The sequence below is a fragment of the Ensifer sp. WSM1721 genome (genome assembly GCF_000513895.2).
In the GTDB taxonomy this organism is placed as follows: domain Bacteria; phylum Pseudomonadota; class Alphaproteobacteria; order Rhizobiales; family Rhizobiaceae; genus Sinorhizobium.
This window is the reverse complement of the sequence record NZ_CP165784.1, coordinates 264,030-282,800: the sequence shown is the minus strand read 5'-3', so window position 1 is coordinate 282,800 and position 18,771 is coordinate 264,030. Positions and strand designations below refer to the sequence as shown.

The following is an 18,771-nucleotide window of genomic DNA, read 5'->3' as shown; positions in this document are numbered from 1 at the left end:
CCGGGCGAAAACTTCAGGACCGGTCGTGCAAACCTGCCAGATCCACTTCAATCCATCCCAGTCCGTTCACCTTGGCGACGTCCTTCGGCTGAATAATGACTGTCGTGGTTTCGGCAACCAGGATTGCTGGCCCGACGACAGTCGCGCCGGGAGCCATTTCGGCTATATGATATACGGGAGTATCAACGCGCGTTCCAAAAAAAGCGGGGCGGACGGTCTTCGGCTCCAACCCATTGAGCGGTGCCAAAGTGTCCGGTTCGGTAGAAGTCGACGACTCGACCGGGCCTACGGCTGCAACACGGGCATTTACGAATGTGACCTCTTGGTCGCGAAGAGCGTAAGTGTACAGCTTTTCATGCTGATGATGGAACCGTTCAATCAGCGCTTCAGCGAAGTCTGGCGAACCAACATCTATCCCGTCCAGCGGAACGTCGATCTCAAAAATTTGCTCTCCGTAACGCATTTCTGCGCTGAAAACCGATTTGATCTCGTCGCCGTACCATTGGGAAAGCTTTTTATGCGCCTCTCGTTCAAGCTCTGCGAACAGTCCCGCGATATCTTTCGCGCAAGCACGAACTTCTCCGACCAGAGTTCTGCTGACCTCATAACGCAAGTCCGAGTTCAGCATACCCCATGCCGAAAGGACGGACGCGACGGTCGGGATGGCAACTTTTGGAATTTCCAACTCGCGCGCGACAGACACAGCATGTAGTCCGGCGGCCCCGCCGAAGCTAAGGAGCGTAAAGCGCCGTGGGTCAACGCCACGCCGCAATGTCATGATTCGGATGCCATCCGCCATCTTCATATTGACCAAGCGGTAGATGCCCGCAGCGGCGGCATCAACGCTTACCCCGAGGCGTTCGGCCAATTCTTCCATTCGCTTCAGCGTTTCTGGATAGTTCAGCTTTTTCTTTCCGCCCAAGAAGTTGTCCGGATCAAGATAACCCAGAATAAGGTTTGCGTCTGTGACGGTAATCTCTTGTCCGCCATTGTCATAGCAGACGGGACCGGGGACAGAACCTGCGCTCTCCGGTCCAACATCGAACTGCCCGGAACTGGTGATCTTCCCGATTGAACCGCCGCCGGTCGCTATAGAGGCAATATCGAGGCTTTTCAGAGCAATACGCTGGCCGGCAAGGTCGCCGTCCGCAGAAAGGATGGCGCGCCCACCGAGGATCAGCGAGATATCGGTTGACGTCCCCCCCATGTCAAAAGGAATGAGGTCCGGCATGGACAGCAACTGGGAGCACTTGCGCGAACCTGCGATACCGCCAGCGGGACCGGACAGAACTGTTGCGGCGGCAATCCGCCATGCTTCCTCAACTGGAGCCATCCCACCATGGGACAGGATGATAAAGAGTCTGCCTAAGAAACCCGCTTCTTGAAGTCGGCTCTCGAGATTGGTCAGGTAGCGCTTTACCGCGGGCCCCACATAGGCGTTCACCACAGTCGTCGAAACGCGTTCATACTCTTTGATTTGCGGAAGGACGTCGCTCGAGCGCGAAACATATACATCCGGCATCTCTGACCGCAAGAATGCTTCAACTTCCCTCTCATGCTCGGCATTTTTATATGAGTGCAGCAGGCATATCGCCACAGCCCCGATTTCTTTGCGTTTGAGATCCGCGACGGTTTCGGACAGATGGTCTCTGTCGAGAGCTTGAAGAATGTTCCCTTTGAAGTTCATCCTTTCCTTCAGGCCGTAACGCAAATTGCGAGGGACCAGCGGTTCGAACCGTGGGAGGCGGAGATTATACCGGTCCTCCTTGAGGCCTTCTCGCATTTCCAGCACGTCGCGATGACCGTGTGTGGTGATGAGCGCCACCTTCGCGCCCTTTTTCTCCAAAAGCGCATTCGTTGCGACCGTGGTGCCGTGTACAAATCGCTCAGTGTTGGAAAGCAGACCCTTGAGGTCCGTGCCAGCTCGTTCTGCGAGCACCGTCAGCCCTTTGATAACGCCGATCGACTGATCTTCGGGCGTGGAAGGGGACTTTGCAATGACCGTGTGGCCGGTGTCGTCGATTGCCACCAGATCGGTGAAAGTGCCGCCCACATCGACGCCAAGCTTAAACTTCTTCATAATTGGGTACCCTTCACTGCAGACCAAGCTTACGATCGCGAGCAATAAACTCAGCGGGACGCTCCGATGGACGACCCCAGCCGCCACCACCGGAAGAGTGAATTTCAAGGATGTCGCCAGGAGCCAGATCGATTCCGACGTCTTTTGTCTTGAGAGCAATCTCGCTTCCGTCGGAGCGCTTCAACAAGTAACGATGCGGATGGCCACTCTCGCCGCCCAATATTCCCGGCGGAGCGTGGCGCGTTCCATCACCTGCGGTGTTTGCGACGGCCGACCGGTCAATCAGCAATTCAAGCTCGAGGTGCGTGCCGAGCCCGCCGCGATGTCTTCCATCCCCGCCTGTTCCTGGTTCGAATTCATGTTGACGAAAATGCAGCGGATAACGCGCTTCCGTGAGTTCGATGCTCGCAAACCTCAACCCACCCACTGTCGTCCATTCCCCACCGGAATGCCATCCGTCGCCAGCGCTCGAAGCGCCGCCGCCCGGACGCGCGTGGAACAGGTGCCAGATAAAGTTACGGCCAGACTTTGGATTATGCCCCTGGATGGCAATACGAAAGCGCTTTCCCCAGCCTGCAACCACACGATCGGGGCAAGCTTCAGCCATTGCCACCATCACGGCTTGCATGATTTCCGTAGAGGGATGACTCGTGCACATTGATACCGCACGGCCTTCATCAGCCCAGACGATCGTTCCCTGGCGTGCCTTGATCGACAAGGGGCGAAGCGCTCCTGAGTTTTTAGGCGTCTCGGAATCGATGAGGAAAAAGAACGCTACCGATGCTGCCGCCTGCATGGCGGCGAACGGTGAATTGAGGAAGCTTACGACCTGCTCATCGGAATCCGTAAGATCGATTTCGACGCTGTCGCCGGATTTTGTAACTTTGGCTGCGATCCGAATGTTCTCACGTCCGAAACCATCATCATCAAGGAAGGCTTCGCCAAAATAAACGCCATCCTTCCAACCGGATACGGCTTTACGGGCCTGAACTTCTGACGCGTCGAGGATTTGCTCAATCGCCTGCAGGACGATGGGTGAGCCGAACTCTGAGAATAATTTCTGCATCCGGATTTCGCCCAATCTCACCGCGCCGAGCATGGCAGAAAGATCACCCCGGAAGTCGCGTGAATTGCGAATGTTGAGAGCAATCATGTTCAGGAGGTCATCCCTGCACACGCCGTTCTCGTAGAGCTTGACGGGAGGGATTCGCAGGCCCTCCTGGTAGATCTCGCGCGCATGCGGGTTGTACCCGCCGTGCGTGGCGCCGCCAATGTCCGACTGATGCGCACGCACCACGGTCCAGAAGAGATGCTTTTGACCATCAAAGACGGGAACGAAAGCTGTGAGGTCGGGGAGATGGCTGCCCCCGTGATAAGGGTCGTTTAATAGGAACACATCGCCTGGATTGACGTGCCCAAAGCTCTCTTGAACTGCGAGTGTCGCCCAAGGAAGCGCTCCAACGTGGACGGGGATGTGGTCGGCTTGAGCAATCAGCCGGTTCTGTGTGTCGACAATGGCCAAGGAGAAGTCTCGGCTTGAATTCAATATCTGGGAGTAGGTGGTGCGAAGCATGGCCTCGCCCATTTCGTTGACGATGGCGGTCAAGCGATGCTGAATCACTGACCGCGTAATAGGATCAACCGATGTCTTCATGTCGTTACCTTCGCGGTTTCAAGAATGCGCTTGTTAGAAGGAGCTAGTGGTGTTGGCGGAGCTGACATGCTGCCGCGACTGGCTCATTGGAGACATCCGAGACTTGCGGCCGACATTCGGATCCCGGACCGATCGCCGTTGCAACATCGCTTGAATTTTCGGGCTTGTGCGGGGTCCCCGCGCAAGCTCTATGTTCCCGCAAAGACATCTCAGGCCGAGATCTGGACCTCCCTGCTAGCCACTTCTAACGCTCGTCTTATTGTTATGCAATATTATATATTGATCTCCGCGTCATTGGTCAACATGAAAGTTGCCGCCTGATCGCGATGCGCAACTTTTCCAAAGCGCTGATCGGACCAGCTGGCAAAAATGGAGCTTTACAGGCACATTGAATAGCAATATTCAGAACCGCATTCTGTAAAAATATGTGAGGAACGATGCTGGAGAAAAGCGGCAAGGGCAAGTCGGGAGTCAATTCTCCTGCTTCATTCGCAAAGCCGGACATCGACGAACGGCTGTATCTTGGAACCATCGAAAAGGGACTACTCGTCCTTGATACTTTTTGCGCAAATCCTCGGCCGATGACGCTCGCCGAGGTTTCCGAGGCCTCCGGTCTCAACAAGAGTGCAACCCAACGAGTTCTATATACTCTCCGAGCTTTGAGATACCTAACTCACAGCGAAACGACGCGGCAGTATTCGTTATCCGTGAGAGCGATGGATATCGGCAATGCCTATTTACGCAGCAACCCAATCGTTGAGGCGACGTATCCGTATTTGCTCGAGGCAAATAAGCAATCGCAAGAGACTGTGAACCTTACCGAACTCGATGGCACCGACATCGTGTTCATTTCACGCGTCCCGAGCCGGAGCGTGATGAGTTCTTACGTGACGATCGGAACGCGCCTTCCTGCATACGCAACCGCGCCGGGCCGCGCCATTCTGGCAAATCTCCCGTCGAGCGATCTGAACGAGATCCTGGAAAGATCCAGCTTCGCCGCGATCACACCTTACACTGTCTCAGACCGTAAAGAGCTTGAAGAAGGATTGGAGCAAGTACGCGAAAGAGGTTTTGCCATTGCCAACCAAGAGGCAATGTTGGGAGACATCTCTACTGCCGCGCCCGTTTTCGGTTATGACAACAAAGTAGTGGCCGCAGTCAACATCGCGGTCTCGACCGCTAATTGGAACGTGGACAAAGTTGAAGCTGAACTTAGTCCAATAACCGTAGAAATCGCACGTCAGATGTCGAAAGTCGCCTCCCAGTACCGGCGATTGTAGCCCAAGAGCTTCTACAGTCGCCGCCCATGACCGGTTAGCAGAGCGTCGCCAGCCCGACATACACAAAGTTGCGAGTTATCCGCAGTGTTGATGGACGATCGTTCATCCAGCATCAGCGTAAGGCAAAGGCGCGCATGGTCTCCAATCGCGTAAGCCTGGCGATTCCGTAGTAGGTTCGGGGCCGCATCTCGCAAACCGAACCTCCCCATCTGCTACCGCTTGGTCTCCTGCATCACTGGGCGCTCGGCCTGGTTCTCCTTTTCACACTCGTGACGTCTCGCGGCGGCACCAACCCGTCCGCGGGGATGCACGCCATAGAGGCATGCACGGCCACACTGTCGATTTCGGCGGCGCACCAGCTGTTGACACGAAATACAATATCCAATATTGCATAGTGCCACAACGCACGGGACGGAGCGCAGCCATGAAAATTCTCGTACCCATCAAGAGAGTCGTAGACGCCAACGTGAAGGTTCGCGTCAAGCCGGACGGCTCTGGTGTGGACCTCGCCAACGTCAAGATGTCGATGAATCCGTTCGACGAAATCTCCGTCGAAGAGGCACTGCGCCTGAAGGAAGCCGGCATGGCCGAGGAAGTGGTGGTCGTATCGATCGGTCCGGCCAAGGCTGAGGAAACGCTTCGCACCGCGCTTGCCATGGGTGCTGACAGGGCGATCCTGGTCGAAACCGAGGATCAGGTCGAGCCGCTCGCCGTCGCCAAGATCGTCAAGGGTGTGGCCGAAGCTGAGCAGCCGGGGCTGGTCATCGTCGGCAAGCAGGCGATCGACGACGATTCGAACCAGACCGGCCAGATGCTGGCGGCATTGCTCGGCTGGGCCCAAGGCACCTTCGCCTCCAAGGTCGAGATCGGCGACGGCAAGGTCAACGTCACCCGCGAGGTCGACGGCGGCCTGCAGACGGTCGAACTGAAGCTGCCGGCGGTCATCACCACAGACCTGCGCCTCAACGAGCCGCGCTATGCCTCGCTGCCGAACATCATGAAGGCAAAGAAGAAGCCGCTCGACAAGAAGAGCCCGGCCGACTTCGGCGTCTCCACCGAGCCGCGCCTGAAAGTGCTGAAGACCGAAGAGCCGTCCGGCCGCAAGGCTGGCGTCAAGGTCAAGTCGGTCGCCGAGCTTGTCGAAAAGCTCAAGACCGAAGCTGGCGTCCTCTAAGGTTCGAGAAAGGATTTACGACCATGGCCATTCTTCTTCTGGCTGACCACGACAACGCAACCCTTTCCGACCAGACCGGCAAGGCATTGACCGCCGCTTCCAAGATTGGCGGCGATGTGCATGTGCTGGTCGCAGGCAGGGGCGCCAAGGCGGCTGCCGACGCGGCTGCCAAGTTTACCGGCGTTTCCAAGGTTTTGCTCGCCGAGAGCGACGAGCTCGCCAACAATCTGGCCGAGCCGCTGGCCGACCTCATCGTGTCGCTGGCAGGCAGTTATGATACGATCATCGCCGCGGCGACCTCGACTGGCAAGAATGTGCTGCCGCGTGTCGCCGCCCTCCTTGATGTCGCACAAGTCTCGGAAATCACCGAAGTCGTCTCGTCGGACACCTTCAAGCGTCCGATCTATGCCGGTAACGCCGTCCAGACGGTGAAGTCGACCGACGCCAAAAGGGTAATCACCGTGCGCACGGCGTCCTTTTCCCAGGCCTCCCAAGGCCCATCTGCTGCCGTCGAGGAAATCTCGACGGCAGCCTTTTCTTCGCCGATTTCAAACTTCGTGTCGCACTCACTTTCATCCACGGACCGCCCGCAACTGACTTCCGCCAAGATCATCATCTCCGGCGGCCGCGCGCTCGGCTCCTCGGAGAAGTTCAGGGAGGTGATCCTGCCCGTCGCCGACAAGCTCGGTGCCGCCGTGGGTGCATCCCGCGCCGCCGTCGATGCCGGCTATGCGCCGAACGACTGGCAGGTCGGCCAGACCGGCAAGGTGGTCGCCCCGGATCTCTACATCGCCTGCGGCATCTCCGGCGCCATCCAGCATTTGGCCGGCATGAAGGACTCGAAAGTCATCGTCGGCATCAACAACGACGCAGACGCGCCTATCTTCCAGGTTGCCGACTACGGTCTCGTCGCCGATCTCTTCGACGTCCTTCCCCAAATCGAAAATGTACTTTGACCTCGAATCGAGCTCATTGAACACAAGTGGACGTCCGCCAGAGCAGGATCACTATGACCTCCTATGTCTTGACCATCAGTTGCAAATCCACCCGCGGCATAGTCGCCGCCGTCACCGGATGCCTTGCCGAAGCTGGCTGCAACATCATTGACGCTTCGCAGTTCGACGATCTTCAGACTGGATTATTCTTCATGCGTCTCCATTTCGTCAGCGAGTTGGGGGCGCAGCAAACCGAAATTGTAAGAGTTTTCGAGCCCGTCGCCGAAACCTTCGGCATGTCTTGGCGGGTGCATCACAGTGACTCTCGGATGAAGGTGCTGCTGATGGTGTCGCGTTTCGGCCACTGCCTCAACGACCTGCTCTACCGCTGGAAGATCGGCGCGCTGCCGATCGACATCGTCGGCGTCGTCTCCAACCACTTCGACTACCAGAAGGTGGTCGTCAACCACGACATCCCCTTCCACTGCATCAAGGTGACGAAGGAGAACAAACCGCAGGCCGAGGCGCGGCTGATGGAGATCGTCGAGCAGAGCGAGGCCGAGCTCGTCGTGCTCGCCCGCTACATGCAGGTGCTTTCGGATGCGCTCTGCAAGAAGATGTCGGGGAAGATCATCAACATCCACCACTCCTTCCTGCCGAGCTTCAAGGGCGCCAATCCGTACAAGCAGGCCTATGAGCGCGGTGTCAAGCTGATCGGCGCGACGGCGCATTACGTCACCGCCGATCTCGATGAAGGCCCGATCATCGAGCAGGACATCGCCCGCATCACCCATGCCCAGAGCGCCGAGGACTATGTGTCGATCGGCCGCGACGTCGAAAGCCAGGTGCTCGCCCGCGCGGTGCACGCCCATATACACAACCGTTGCTTCATCAATGGCAACCGTGTCGTTGTCTTCCCACCAAGCCCGGGCTCGTACAAGTCCGAAAGGATGGGTTGAACCGTGGTTACGATTATTGATGGGAAGCAGGCTGCCGCTTCCGTGATTGGCGTTGTCAAGTCCGCGACTGCGGTGTTGGAAGAGAACGCCGGCTTGAAGCCGGGTCTTGCAGTTGTGATTGTCGGCGACGATCCAGCAAGCCACGCCTACGTCTCGGCCAAGAGCCGCATGGCCAAGGAATGCGGCTTCCACTCCATCCAGCACACGCTGCCCGAGGCGACTACCCAAGAAGAACTCGCCCAGCTCGTCGAGACCTTGAATGTCGACGAGATCATCCACGGCATCCTCGTACAGCTTCCGCTGCCAAAACATCTAAGTTCTGAGGCGGTCATCCAGTCGATCAGGCCGGAGAAGGATGTTGATGGCTTGCACGTAGTCAATGTGGGCAGGGTAGCGGCGGGCGATCTCAAAGGTGGTCTCGTCTCCTGCACCCCTGCCGGGGCCATGGTGTTCGTGCGTGGTACGCATGGCGAGGATTTGTCGGGCCTCAATGCGGTCGTCATCGGCCGCTCCAATCTCTTCGGCAAGCCGATGTCGGCGCTGCTCCTCGCCGCCAATGCAACGGTCACGACCGCTCATTCGCGCACCAAGGATCTCCCGGCCGTCTGCCGAAATGCCGACATTCTGGTGGCCGCCGTCGGTCGCCCGGAAATGGTGAAGGCGGATTGGGTCAAGCCCGGTGCGACAGTCATCGATGTCGGAATCAACCGAGTTCCGGCGCCCGAGCGTGGCGAGGGCAAGAACAAGCTCGTCGGTGATGTCGCGTTCGCCGAATGCGCCGAGGTCGCAAGCGTGATCACGCCGGTACCGGGCGGTGTCGGTCCGATGACCATCGCCATGCTGATGGCGAATACGGTCATTGCCGCCCAGCGTTCACTCGGGCAAGACACGCTGCAACTCTAATATTCGGCTAGGAAAGCTGTGGGCATGGCCGGAAAGCCAGAACGCGAGATCATGGAATTTGACGTCGTGATCGTAGGCGCGGGGCCGGCGGGTCTGTCGGCCGCGATCCGGCTCAAGCAGGTCAACCCGGATCTCACCGTGGTGGTGCTGGAAAAGGGTGCGGAAGTCGGCGCGCATATCCTGTCGGGCGCGGTCGTTGATCCCGTCGGCATCGACAAGCTGCTGCCCGGCTGGCGCGAGGAGGAAGGTCATCCGTTCAAGACCGAAGTGACGGACGACCACTTCCTGCTGCTCGGTCCTGCCGGTTCGGTTCGTCTGCCGAACATCATGATGCCGCCCTTGATGAACAATCACGGCAACTACATCGTCTCGCTCGGCAATGTCTGTCGCTGGCTGGCCACCAAGGCGGAAGAGCTCGGCGTCGAGATCTATCCTGGCTTTGCTGCGACGGAGGTGCTCTATGACGAGAACGTCGCGGTGCGTGGCGTCGCCACCGGCGACATGGGCATCGGCCGGGACGGCGAACCGGGCGGCAGCTATGCCCGCGGCATGGAGCTCTTGGGGAAATATACACTGATCGGCGAAGGCGTGCGCGGCTCGCTGGCCAAGCAGTTGATCCGCCAGTTCAAGCTCGACGACGGCCGCGACGTGCCGAAATTCGGCATCGGGATCAAGGAACTCTGGCAGGTTAGGCCCGAGAACCACAAGCCGGGGCTGGTGCAGCATTCCTTCGGCTGGCCGCTCGATGGCAGGACCGGCGGCGGATCCTTCCTCTATCACCTCGAGGACAATCAGGTCGCCGTCGGCTTCGTGATGCATCTCAACTACAAGAACCCGTGGCTCTATCCTTTCGAGGAGTTCCAGCGCTTCAAGACCCATCCGGCGATCCGCGGCACGTTCGAGGGTGGCAAGCGTATCTCCTACGGCGCCCGAGCCATCACCGAAGGCGGCTATCAGTCAGTGCCAAAACTGTCGTTCCCGGGCGGCGCGCTGATCGGCTGTTCTGCCGGCTTCGTCAACGTGCCGCGCATCAAGGGCAGCCACAACGCCGTGCTGTCGGGCATGCTGGCCGCCGACAATATCGCTGCGGCCATCGCTGCCGGCCGTGCCAATGACGAACCGGTTGAGATCGAGAACGCCTGGCGCGCGACCGATATCGGCAAGGACCTAAGGCGCGTTCGTAACGTCAAGCCGCTGTGGTCGAAGCTGGGCACCGGCCTCGGCATCGCGCTTGGCGGGTTGGACATGTGGACCAACCAGCTGTTCGGCTTCTCCTTCTTCGGCACAATGAAGCACGGCATGATCGATGCGCAGTCGCTGGAGCCCGCCTCCAAGCACAAGAAGATCGATTATCCCAAGGCCGATGGCGTGCTGACCTTCGACCGGCTTTCCTCGGTGTTCCTGTCCAACACCAATCACGAGGAAAACCAGCCGGTTCACCTCAAGGTCGAGGACATGGCGCTGCAGAAATCCTCCGAACTCGGCGTCTATGCGGGACCCTCGACCCGCTACTGTCCGGCGGGCGTCTATGAATGGGTGGAGAAGGACGGCAACCAGGTCTTCGTGATCAACGCGCAGAACTGCGTCCACTGCAAGACCTGCGACATCAAGGACCCCAACCAGAACATCAACTGGGTGCCGCCCCAGGGCGGCGAGGGGCCGGTCTATCCGAATATGTAAACTTCGAAGCCTCAGACCAACCTCGGGCAGACAAGCAGCCGACCTGCACAATTTTGTCTGCGCAAAAGGAAACCAATTTCCTTGGCGTTCGTCCAAACGTCTCCCACGAGTTAACGGCTCTGCGACGACCAAACTCGTGAGTTTTGGCTTCCGTCGCGTGGGACGGGTGAAACTGAACTATGCCGTAAGCTACGGTTTTCGTTCATCAAACGAGACGAAAATTGTGCTTAGAGGCGAGCTTTTGTTTCGGCTCAGTCTGTTGCACATACCGAACTAGGGCTTGACACTTCGCGCAAATATCAATACGTAATATTTGTATCCAATACGTCGCGAAGGTATAGTGCTTTGCGAGGGAATCGCAGCTCTGGCCTGGCGCCTTCAGGGCTGCGCGGTGCATGGGGAGGGGCGCGCTTGGTAGCTCCTATAGGCGGAACCAGTGGTCGGCGTATGCGCGGACCTGCGTGTGAATAAGAAAGATTCTGAGGTAAGACATGGCACTTCCATCACAGGCACGGGTCGTAATTGTTGGCGGCGGCATCGTCGGCTGCTCTGTTGCATATCACCTCACAAAATTTGGGTGGAGAGACGTCGTCCTGCTCGAGCGTAAGAAGCTGACGAGTGGCACGACCTGGCACGCTGCCGGCATTGTGGTTGACTCACTCGCGAACGCGAATCTGACCCGGCTGGCGAAGCATTCGGTCAAACTCTATAGCAGTTTGGAGGCCGAGACCGGACAGGCGACAGGTTTTGTCCAGCCAGGCAGTGTATCGGTTGCGACCACCAGTGAACGTTGGGAGGAAATGCTTCGCCGCGTAGCGCTCCAGCGGACATTGGATGTGGTTGCCGACGTAATTACCCCAGCCGAGGCCATGCAGAAGTGGCCTCTTCTGAATGTTGACGACGTGATCGGTGCGGTTTGGTACCCGAATGATGGCAAATGCAACCCCACCGATGTCAGCATGGCGCTTGTGCGCGGTGCTCGGGCCGGCGGAGCCCGGATTTTCGAAGACACGAAGGTTACCCGGATCCTAACGGAGAACGGCCACGTCAAGGGAGTTGAAACCGATCAGGGAACCATCACATGCGAATACGTGGTCAATTGCGGCGGTATGTGGGCCCGTTCGATTGGTGAACAGGTCGGAGTGGATATTCCGCTCCAAGCGTGCGAGCATTTCTACATCGTTACCGAGCCCATGGAAGGCGTCACCTCGGATCTACCTATGATGCGGGATCCTGAGAGAGGAATCTATTTCAAGGAAGATACCGGAAAGCTGCTGTTCGGCGCGTTTGAGCACAGGGCGAAGCCTTGGGCGGTAGATGGTATCCCGGAAGATTTCTGCTTCGACGAACTGCCGGAAGACTTCGATCATTTTGCGCCCTACCTGGAAGGCGCGCTCCATCGTGTTCCGAGTCTACAAACAGTGGGGATCCGCAAGTTTTTTAACGGTCCTGAGAGCTTCACTGCCGACCACAAACCCGTAATGGGAGAAGCACCCCACCTGAAAAATTTCTATGTGGCGGCCGGCTTCAATTCAAGCGGAATACAGTGGGGCGGTGGAGCGGGCTGGGCGCTGGCTCAGTGGATCGTCGACGGCGAGCCTCCTTTCGACTTGTGGGATGTGGATATTCGGCGGCTTTTCCCGTTTCAGAACAAAAAGTCGTTCTTGGTCCCCAGAGTTGAAGAAACTCTTGGCCTGATCTTTCAGATGCACTGGCCCAACCGTCAGTTCGAGACGTCGCGCGGCATCAAGCGATCGCCCTTCTATAATAAGGAGCAAGAGCTCGGGGCATGCTTCGGGGAAGTGGCGGGATACGAGCGACCCAGCTGGTACGCGCCCAAGGGCGTAAAGCCCGTCGATGAGTACTCGTATGGCCGCCAGAACTGGTTCGAGTACTGCAGGGAGGAGTGCCAAAGTGTCCGAAACAATGTAGGTTTCTTTGACCAGAGCGTTCTCGCGAAATTCATGGTGACTGGCAAAGATGCCGAGCGTGAGCTGCAACGTCTCTCTTGTGCCGATGTTGGCCGCTCTGGCAGGGCAACTTACACACAATGGCTCAATCCGAAGGGACGAATCGAGGCCGACCTCACTGTCACCAAAATGGCTGATGATCGTTTCCTGGTCGTCACCGCACTCGCCACTTCGGTGCGCGATGCCCATTACTTCAAGAACCATGTTGCTCGGGGCGCGGATGTCGCACTTGAGGACGTCAGCAATAGATACGCTGTTATCGGCCTAATGGGCCCCAACAGTCGAAAAGTCCTCTCGAAGCTCACCAACGCCGATTTGTCGAACGACCAGTTTCCGTTTGGAGCAGCCAAAGAAATAGACTTTGGCTGGGCAACCGCGCTCGCAGTGCGCATTTCCTACGTGGGCGAATTGGGCTGGGAAATCTACTTGCCCAATGAATTTGCGCCAGGCGCGTTGGAGCTCTTGCTGGAGGTGGGTAAAGAATTCGGCCTCAGGCCCGCCGGTATGAATGCGCTTAATTACCTGCGACTTGAAAAGGCCTACCGTCACTGGGGACACGACATCGGCCCAGATGAGACCCCCGCAGAGGCAGGCTTAAGTTTTCTTTGTGCCATGGACAAGGCAATTCCTTTCATCGGTCGCGATGCCGTGGCATCCGAGAAAGGTAAGAGACTTAACAAGCGTTTGGTACAGTTTGCACTGCAAGATCCCGAACCGCTGATCTATCATAACGAGCCAATCTTCATGAATGGCGCAAATGTCGGTCACATAACGTCCGCTGGATACAGCTTCTCGCTGAACTGCGCGATCGGCATGGGCTATGTAAATTACGGGGATGGTGTAGATCAAAGCCTTATCGAGGGTGCGAAGTTCGAGATTCAAGTCGCAGACATGATGGTACCCGCGAATGCTAGCCTGAGGGCATTCTACGACCCTACGGGCGATCGCCTGAAGATGTAGCATCTCTCACTCGCGGATTTCTCCATAGTCCCCGTGCGGCCGCGCTATCGATTGATCTTGTCAAAGCAGAGGGCATCCCATGCATCTGTTGTGTGTACGATGCGCAGCGTTTGATCCGCGGAGCCAACGACACCCTGATCGGGGTGTCGCGACTAAAGGGGTTCCGGACTACACCTCGGGGACCTTCTGAATGACCTCTTGTCACCACGGTGCTCCTTGTCGCCCGTGAGCCCCTCGGTTGTAATCCGCAGTCGCCCACATTCGCGCAGCTCTCGTTCCGTCAGGAGTGATTGGCCAGCTGAGCGGGGTGGTGCTGCAGCAATATCAGGTACCGACTGCACGTAGCGCTACTGGCAGCAACCAAGCGCCGGCCTGGTTCGCCCCCGGGTCGCCGCGTTCCGAGGTGATTGGATTCGCGCGCTTCTCGCGAAAAGGGCTTGACTTGCTTCACCAATTTAATAACTATGCGATATCCAATATTGCAATACAATACGGATGGAGAAGCCGATCATGGATCGCTACATTCTCATCGACAGAAATGGTGACGTCGCTGTCGTTACATTAAACAGGCCCGAGATCCTGAATGCTTGGCACAAGCCTATGCGCAGCCAGTTAGTTGACGCCCTTGTCAAGCTCGAGAACGATCATTCCGTTCGTGCAATCGTGCTAACTGGGGCAGGGGACCGGGCATTTTGTGCCGGCCAGGACCTGAACGAAGCGAAGTCGCTCGATGGCGACACGAGCTCGGCATGGATTGCCGAGTGGGAGAGCCTCTACGGTGCCATTCGTTCGCTTTCTAAGCCGCTCATCGCAGCCTTGAACGGTGTCGCCGCCGGTTCTGCCTTTCAGGTTGCACTTCTCTGCGACTTCCGGATCGGCCATGCGGGAGTCCATATGGGTCAGCCCGAGATCAACTCCGGAATCGCCAGCGTGACCGGACCATGGATCATGCGCGAGATCCTTGGATTGGCCCGGACCACTGATCTGACGCTTAGCGGCCGGTTCATGGATGCCGCGGAGTGCCATTCCATCGGAATCATCAACAAGATTGTTCCTCAGGAAGAGGTCTTGACGGCCTCGCTTTCGCTTGCGCGTGAGCTGGGCGCCAAACCGCCGGTCGCCATGCGCCTCGACAAGCAATGGCTGCGCGAAATGACCGAGGTCGGTTTCCGCGAGTGCCTGGATGCCGCGGTCAGGATCCACCGGGAGGCTTACGCATCTGGCGAAACCACTCAGATGATGGAGAAATTCCTGGCCGAACGGGCATCTAGGAAGGCGTAACGTTCTATGATCGACAATCTCAAGGGCTTCATAGCCGACTTCAACACCAAAGCCGACAAAAGCCCTGATCAGGTCTTTGCTCTTTTCAACGGTGAGCCGATCACCTTCGCCACGCTAAAGGCCGAGTCCGGCGCGCTTGCTTCTGAACTACGATATCAGGGCGTCCAGCGGGGGGATCGTGTCGCGGTGATGATGCGAAATTCGCGCCTGACGCTGCCTGTTCTTCTCGGGATTGCGAAGGCTGGGGCCGTCTGGGTGCCAATCAATGCGCAACAGAAGGGCGACGGTCTTCGCTACATCCTTGAACACAGCGAACCCAAGCTCATCGTATCCGACCGGGAGTTTCTTTCGACGATTGCTGATTGCGGCTCGGCAATACCCTCCGAAGCGATTGTCACAATCGACGGCGATCAGGATCATCGATCGTTCGAGGCAATCCTGCAGAACGAAACCGATTTCGTTGATGCGGCTCCGGAAGCACATGACCTCTTCGCGGTCATGTATACCTCCGGAACGACCGGGCGACCAAAGGGTGTTCTCGTTACACATGGAATGCTCCGGCTTGCAGGTGAGGCGGTGCGAACACTCACCGCCATGGGGCCGGCAGATATCTTTTTCGTTTGGGAGCCATTCTTCCACATCGGCGGCGCCCAACTCCTGGTTTTGCCAATCATCGAAGACGTCACATTAGCCATGGTCGACCGGTTCAGCGCGAGCCGCTTCTGGGACCAGGTCAGGAGCTCGGGCGCAACGCATATCCATTATCTTGGGGGCATTCTGCAGATCTTGCTGAAGCAGCCGGAGACGCCGCTCGACCGCCAACATTCCGTCCGGATAGCATGGGGAGGTGGCTGCCCCACGGACGTCTGGCCCAAATTCCGCGACCGCTTCGGCGTAGAGATCCGGGAATGCTATGGGATGACGGAAGCGTCGAGCATCACCACCTGCAACACTGAAGGTGTGGTCGGTTCGGTGGGCAAGCCGATGCCCTGGTATACCGTAACCATCGAAGACAATGCGGGCAATCCGGTAGCTAACGGCGACCGAGGAGAGATCGTTGTGAGGTCATCTCTCGATGGCGCGCTGTTCAGAGGATATCTGGATAATCAGCAAGCCACTGAAAAGGCACTTGTAAACGGTGCGCTTCGCACAGGTGACGCAGGCACTTTGGACGCTCACGGGAACCTATGGTTCCACGGACGGATGACGGACAGCGTCCGATGTAAAGGAGAGAATGTATCCGCGTGGGAGGTGGAGCACGTCGCTGCAGGTCATCCGGCCGTGGAGGACTGCGCGATGATCGGCGTCGCTGCCGACGTCGGCGAGCAGGACATCAAGCTGTTTGTGAAAGCCAAGAGCGGCAAAGCCATTGATCCTGAGCATCTCTCTCGGTGGCTGGCTGAGCGTCTCGCCTCCTTTCAAAACCCCCGTTACATCGCCGTCGTGAACGACTTCGAGCGGACCCCCAGTCAAAGGATCATGAAGCATTTGCTTTCAAAAGAGCTGCACGACTGCTGGGATCGTATGGCGACGCAGGAAACAGCTCGAGCATAATCTCAGACTCGCGTGTGCATCTCTGCCTTCAAACTGAAATCGAAGTCCGACGGACAACGCGCCGATGAATTAGGAGACGAAATGAACCCTGCATCAACTACATTATCTCATACGTTGGTCCTCGTTGGATGCGGCAACATGGGATATGCACTGTTGCGAGGCTGGGTGAACTCCTCAACTGTTCACTCTCGCAATGTCCACGTCATCGAACCGGTCGCAGCTTTGCGCGAACGAGCGGCATTGTTAGGCGTGAACACCCATGAGAGCTGTGAAACTCTACCCGCTAAAGCCGACCTCATTGTCATCGCGTTGAAGCCGCAAGCCCTGCAGAGTGAGCTTCCTTCCTACAGACGCTTTTCACGCGGTACTGTCTTCGTCAGCATTGCCGCGGGCGTATCAGTCGGGACATTAAAATCGCTTCTCGATTCTGCTCGAATCGTGCGTGCGATGCCGAATACGCCGACTGCTATTGGGAAAGGCTCAACAATCGTATTTTCCGGCAGCGCCGTAGGACAAACTGACCTTGAGAACGTTAAATGTCTCTTCGAGGCCGGTGGAGCGGTTCACCAGGTCGCACACGAAAGCCTGATCGACGCGGCTACGGCAATAAGTGGCTCGGGGCCGGCTTACATATTTTATCTCATCGAATGCCTGACTGATGCCGCTCGCGAACTCGGCCTTTCGGCGGAGATAGCAGGAAAATTGGCCAAGGAAACCGTTCATGGGGCTGCGGCGCTTGCTTTCGATTCCCCCGAGGACCCCGCCGAACTTCGACGACAGGTGACAAGCCCCAACGGAACTACTGCAGCGGGCCTGTCCGTGCTCGCAGCTGAAAACGCACTTTCCTCTTTGATACTGCGAACCACGAAGGCAGCCTTTGACAGATCTTTGGAACTCGGCGTGCCAATGCAGGGTCGATGAAGCCGGAAAATTGGGGAGGATTGAATGATTGACGACATTTTATACCTGAATGCGTCTGACATAGATGACTTGGACATGTCACCTGCCGATCTCCGATCGGTGCTTCGGAGAGCATTTAAGGCCTACGCCTCAAGCGATCTTAGGATTCCGCCCAAGCAGACCGTGAGAGCCGCACCTGATCGCTATTTTCAGACGATGTCCGCAGCTTGCGCGGAGCCACCATTTGCTGCAGTGAAGTGGGTTAGCGTCGTTGGAGCGAACTCTCAGCGAGGTCTGCCAAACGTCAACGGCTTAATCGTTCTCGGGGATTTTGACACGGGTCTTCCCTTGGCCGTCGTGGATGCCAGCCGACTGACGGTGATCAGAACGGCAGCCATGTCTGCGCTGGCGTCAGAGTACCTCGCGTCTCCAAGAAGCACATCGCTGGGTTTCATCGGATGTGGAGCACAGGCATACGGGCATCTAGCGGCGCTACGAGATGCGCTTCCTGGCCTGACTAAGATCGTTTGCTTCGACCGCCGCGCTGAGTCTGCAATCGCGCTCGCAGAGCGGGCCACGGCTCAGGGTGCCTCCGGTCAATCGACCGACAATGCGGATGATGTCCTTCAGTGCGACGTGATTGTTTCGACCGTGCCAACCGTCGTAGGGATGCAGCCATTTCTCGATGCGCGGAAGCTGAACCCCGGCAGCCTGGCGATTGCCATTGATATGGGGCGATCGTGGCTACCCGAAAGTTTCAGCGGTTTTAGCTCTTTCGTCGTCGACGATAGAGCGCAGGCCGAGGATCCTGATACCCGATCGAAGCTCGCGTATTCCGGACCATTTAACGCAGACTTGGCGGAACTCGCTAGTGGAGATTTCGCGGGCCGCGACAACGCGTCAGACCGTGTACTCTTCATTTATCCTGGCTTTGCGTTGGCGGATCTTGCTGTCGCGAGCGAACTCTACAACAGAGCTATCCGGGCAAACATTGGTACAAGAATGCCGCGCTAATCGACGCGGGGATCGTCCAAGAGCGTAGATAGCGCGAGGGGATGCCGGAAAGCGCACTTAGGTTCAAAGCGCATGGGGATAGAAATGAGATTGCGCAGTGTTTTAGACAAGTTGAACTTGCCACTAAGTCGCAAGATACCCGCGTTAATACGGTCGGCGTGGCCGTACGCGGCACCTTCGTCGCGCCTACGATCATCGAGATCGACGCTTTCCGACCTCAAGCGCGAGGTTTTTGGCCCGGTGCTGCATGTCATGCGTTTCCGCCGCGAAGACCAATGGCCGATATTGAGGCGACAGACGATGTAAGGCGAGAACGCAATAGCCAGATGACCATTCACGAGGATCTTTGGGCGAGTGCCTAAAAATTCATTAGGAGCAAAAAAGCAACACTTGCGAAACCGCATGCTAGTTCCATAAGCTATCTTAT

13 protein-coding genes are annotated in these 18,771 nt (G+C 57.4%); 11 read left to right on the top strand and 2 right to left on the bottom strand.

The window, feature by feature from the left end:
• Positions 1 to 13: 13 nt before the first annotated feature.
• Both M728_RS26780 and M728_RS26775 read right to left on the bottom strand, forming a co-directional pair.
• Positions 14 to 2,080 (bottom strand): hydantoinase/oxoprolinase family protein, encoded by a 2,067-nt coding sequence (locus M728_RS26780; protein ID WP_026622760.1) that lies wholly within the window; start codon positions 2,078 to 2,080, stop codon positions 14 to 16.
• Between the two features lie 13 nt (positions 2,081 to 2,093).
• Entirely contained in the window at positions 2,094 to 3,734 is a 1,641-nt protein-coding gene (locus M728_RS26775; protein ID WP_026622759.1) for a hydantoinase B/oxoprolinase family protein, read from the bottom strand.
• A 437-nt stretch (positions 3,735 to 4,171) separates the two neighbouring features.
• Here M728_RS26775 and M728_RS26770 point away from each other — a divergent pair, with 437 nt between their 5' ends.
• The 11 genes from M728_RS26770 (at position 4,172) to M728_RS26720 (ending at position 18,344) form a co-directional block, all read left to right on the top strand.
• Positions 4,172 to 5,014 (top strand): IclR family transcriptional regulator, encoded by an 843-nt coding sequence (locus M728_RS26770; RefSeq protein WP_026622758.1) that lies wholly within the window; start codon positions 4,172 to 4,174, stop codon positions 5,012 to 5,014.
• 424 nt (positions 5,015 to 5,438) lie between these two features.
• Entirely contained in the window at positions 5,439 to 6,188 is a 750-nt protein-coding gene (locus tag M728_RS26765) for an electron transfer flavoprotein subunit beta/FixA family protein (protein ID WP_026622757.1), read from the top strand.
• Positions 6,189 to 6,211: 23 nt separating this feature from the next.
• Positions 6,212 to 7,144 (top strand): electron transfer flavoprotein subunit alpha/FixB family protein, encoded by a 933-nt coding sequence (locus tag M728_RS26760; protein WP_026622756.1) that lies wholly within the window; start codon positions 6,212 to 6,214, stop codon positions 7,142 to 7,144.
• A 53-nt stretch (positions 7,145 to 7,197) separates the two neighbouring features.
• Entirely contained in the window at positions 7,198 to 8,082 is an 885-nt protein-coding gene (purU, locus tag M728_RS26755; protein WP_026622755.1) for a formyltetrahydrofolate deformylase, read from the top strand.
• A gap of 3 nt (positions 8,083 to 8,085) precedes the next feature.
• On the top strand, positions 8,086 to 8,985 hold the full coding sequence (gene folD, locus M728_RS26750; protein WP_026622754.1) for a bifunctional methylenetetrahydrofolate dehydrogenase/methenyltetrahydrofolate cyclohydrolase FolD: 900 nt from the start codon (positions 8,086 to 8,088) through the stop codon (positions 8,983 to 8,985).
• A gap of 24 nt (positions 8,986 to 9,009) precedes the next feature.
• Positions 9,010 to 10,665, top strand: coding sequence for an electron transfer flavoprotein-ubiquinone oxidoreductase (locus M728_RS26745; protein ID WP_026622753.1), 1,656 nt, complete (start codon positions 9,010 to 9,012; stop codon positions 10,663 to 10,665).
• 491 nt (positions 10,666 to 11,156) lie between these two features.
• A complete protein-coding gene (locus M728_RS26740) occupies positions 11,157 to 13,595 on the top strand; it encodes an FAD-dependent oxidoreductase (RefSeq protein WP_026622752.1) in 2,439 nt (812 codons plus the stop codon).
• 510 nt (positions 13,596 to 14,105) lie between these two features.
• Positions 14,106 to 14,876, top strand: coding sequence for an enoyl-CoA hydratase/isomerase family protein (locus tag M728_RS26735; RefSeq protein WP_026622751.1), 771 nt, complete (start codon positions 14,106 to 14,108; stop codon positions 14,874 to 14,876).
• 6 nt (positions 14,877 to 14,882) lie between these two features.
• On the top strand, positions 14,883 to 16,430 hold the full coding sequence (locus tag M728_RS26730; RefSeq protein WP_026622750.1) for an AMP-binding protein: 1,548 nt from the start codon (positions 14,883 to 14,885) through the stop codon (positions 16,428 to 16,430).
• 81 nt (positions 16,431 to 16,511) lie between these two features.
• Entirely contained in the window at positions 16,512 to 17,351 is an 840-nt protein-coding gene (gene proC / locus M728_RS26725) for a pyrroline-5-carboxylate reductase (RefSeq protein ID WP_084044664.1), read from the top strand.
• Positions 17,352 to 17,375: 24 nt separating this feature from the next.
• On the top strand, positions 17,376 to 18,344 hold the full coding sequence (locus M728_RS26720; RefSeq protein ID WP_026622748.1) for an ornithine cyclodeaminase family protein: 969 nt from the start codon (positions 17,376 to 17,378) through the stop codon (positions 18,342 to 18,344).
• The last annotated feature ends 427 nt before the right edge of the window (positions 18,345 to 18,771 follow it).

What these genes read in the sequence shown, in the direction of transcription:
- M728_RS26780 (WP_026622760.1), bottom strand. Translation starts at nt 2,080, where the DNA reads ATGAAGAAGTTTAAGCTTGGCGTCGATGTGGGCGGCACTTTCACCGAT.
- M728_RS26775 (WP_026622759.1), bottom strand. Translation starts at nt 3,734, where the DNA reads ATGAAGACATCGGTTGATCCTATTACGCGGTCAGTGATTCAGCATCGC.
- M728_RS26770 (WP_026622758.1), top strand. Translation starts at nt 4,172, where the DNA reads ATGCTGGAGAAAAGCGGCAAGGGCAAGTCGGGAGTCAATTCTCCTGCT.
- M728_RS26765 (WP_026622757.1), top strand. Translation starts at nt 5,439, where the DNA reads ATGAAAATTCTCGTACCCATCAAGAGAGTCGTAGACGCCAACGTGAAG.
- M728_RS26760 (WP_026622756.1), top strand. Translation starts at nt 6,212, where the DNA reads ATGGCCATTCTTCTTCTGGCTGACCACGACAACGCAACCCTTTCCGAC.
- purU (WP_026622755.1), top strand. Translation starts at nt 7,198, where the DNA reads ATGACCTCCTATGTCTTGACCATCAGTTGCAAATCCACCCGCGGCATA.
- M728_RS26745 (WP_026622753.1), top strand. Translation starts at nt 9,010, where the DNA reads ATGGCCGGAAAGCCAGAACGCGAGATCATGGAATTTGACGTCGTGATC.
- M728_RS26740 (WP_026622752.1), top strand. Translation starts at nt 11,157, where the DNA reads ATGGCACTTCCATCACAGGCACGGGTCGTAATTGTTGGCGGCGGCATC.
- M728_RS26735 (WP_026622751.1), top strand. Translation starts at nt 14,106, where the DNA reads ATGGATCGCTACATTCTCATCGACAGAAATGGTGACGTCGCTGTCGTT.
- M728_RS26730 (WP_026622750.1), top strand. Translation starts at nt 14,883, where the DNA reads ATGATCGACAATCTCAAGGGCTTCATAGCCGACTTCAACACCAAAGCC.
- proC (WP_084044664.1), top strand. Translation starts at nt 16,512, where the DNA reads ATGAACCCTGCATCAACTACATTATCTCATACGTTGGTCCTCGTTGGA.
- M728_RS26720 (WP_026622748.1), top strand. Translation starts at nt 17,376, where the DNA reads ATGATTGACGACATTTTATACCTGAATGCGTCTGACATAGATGACTTG.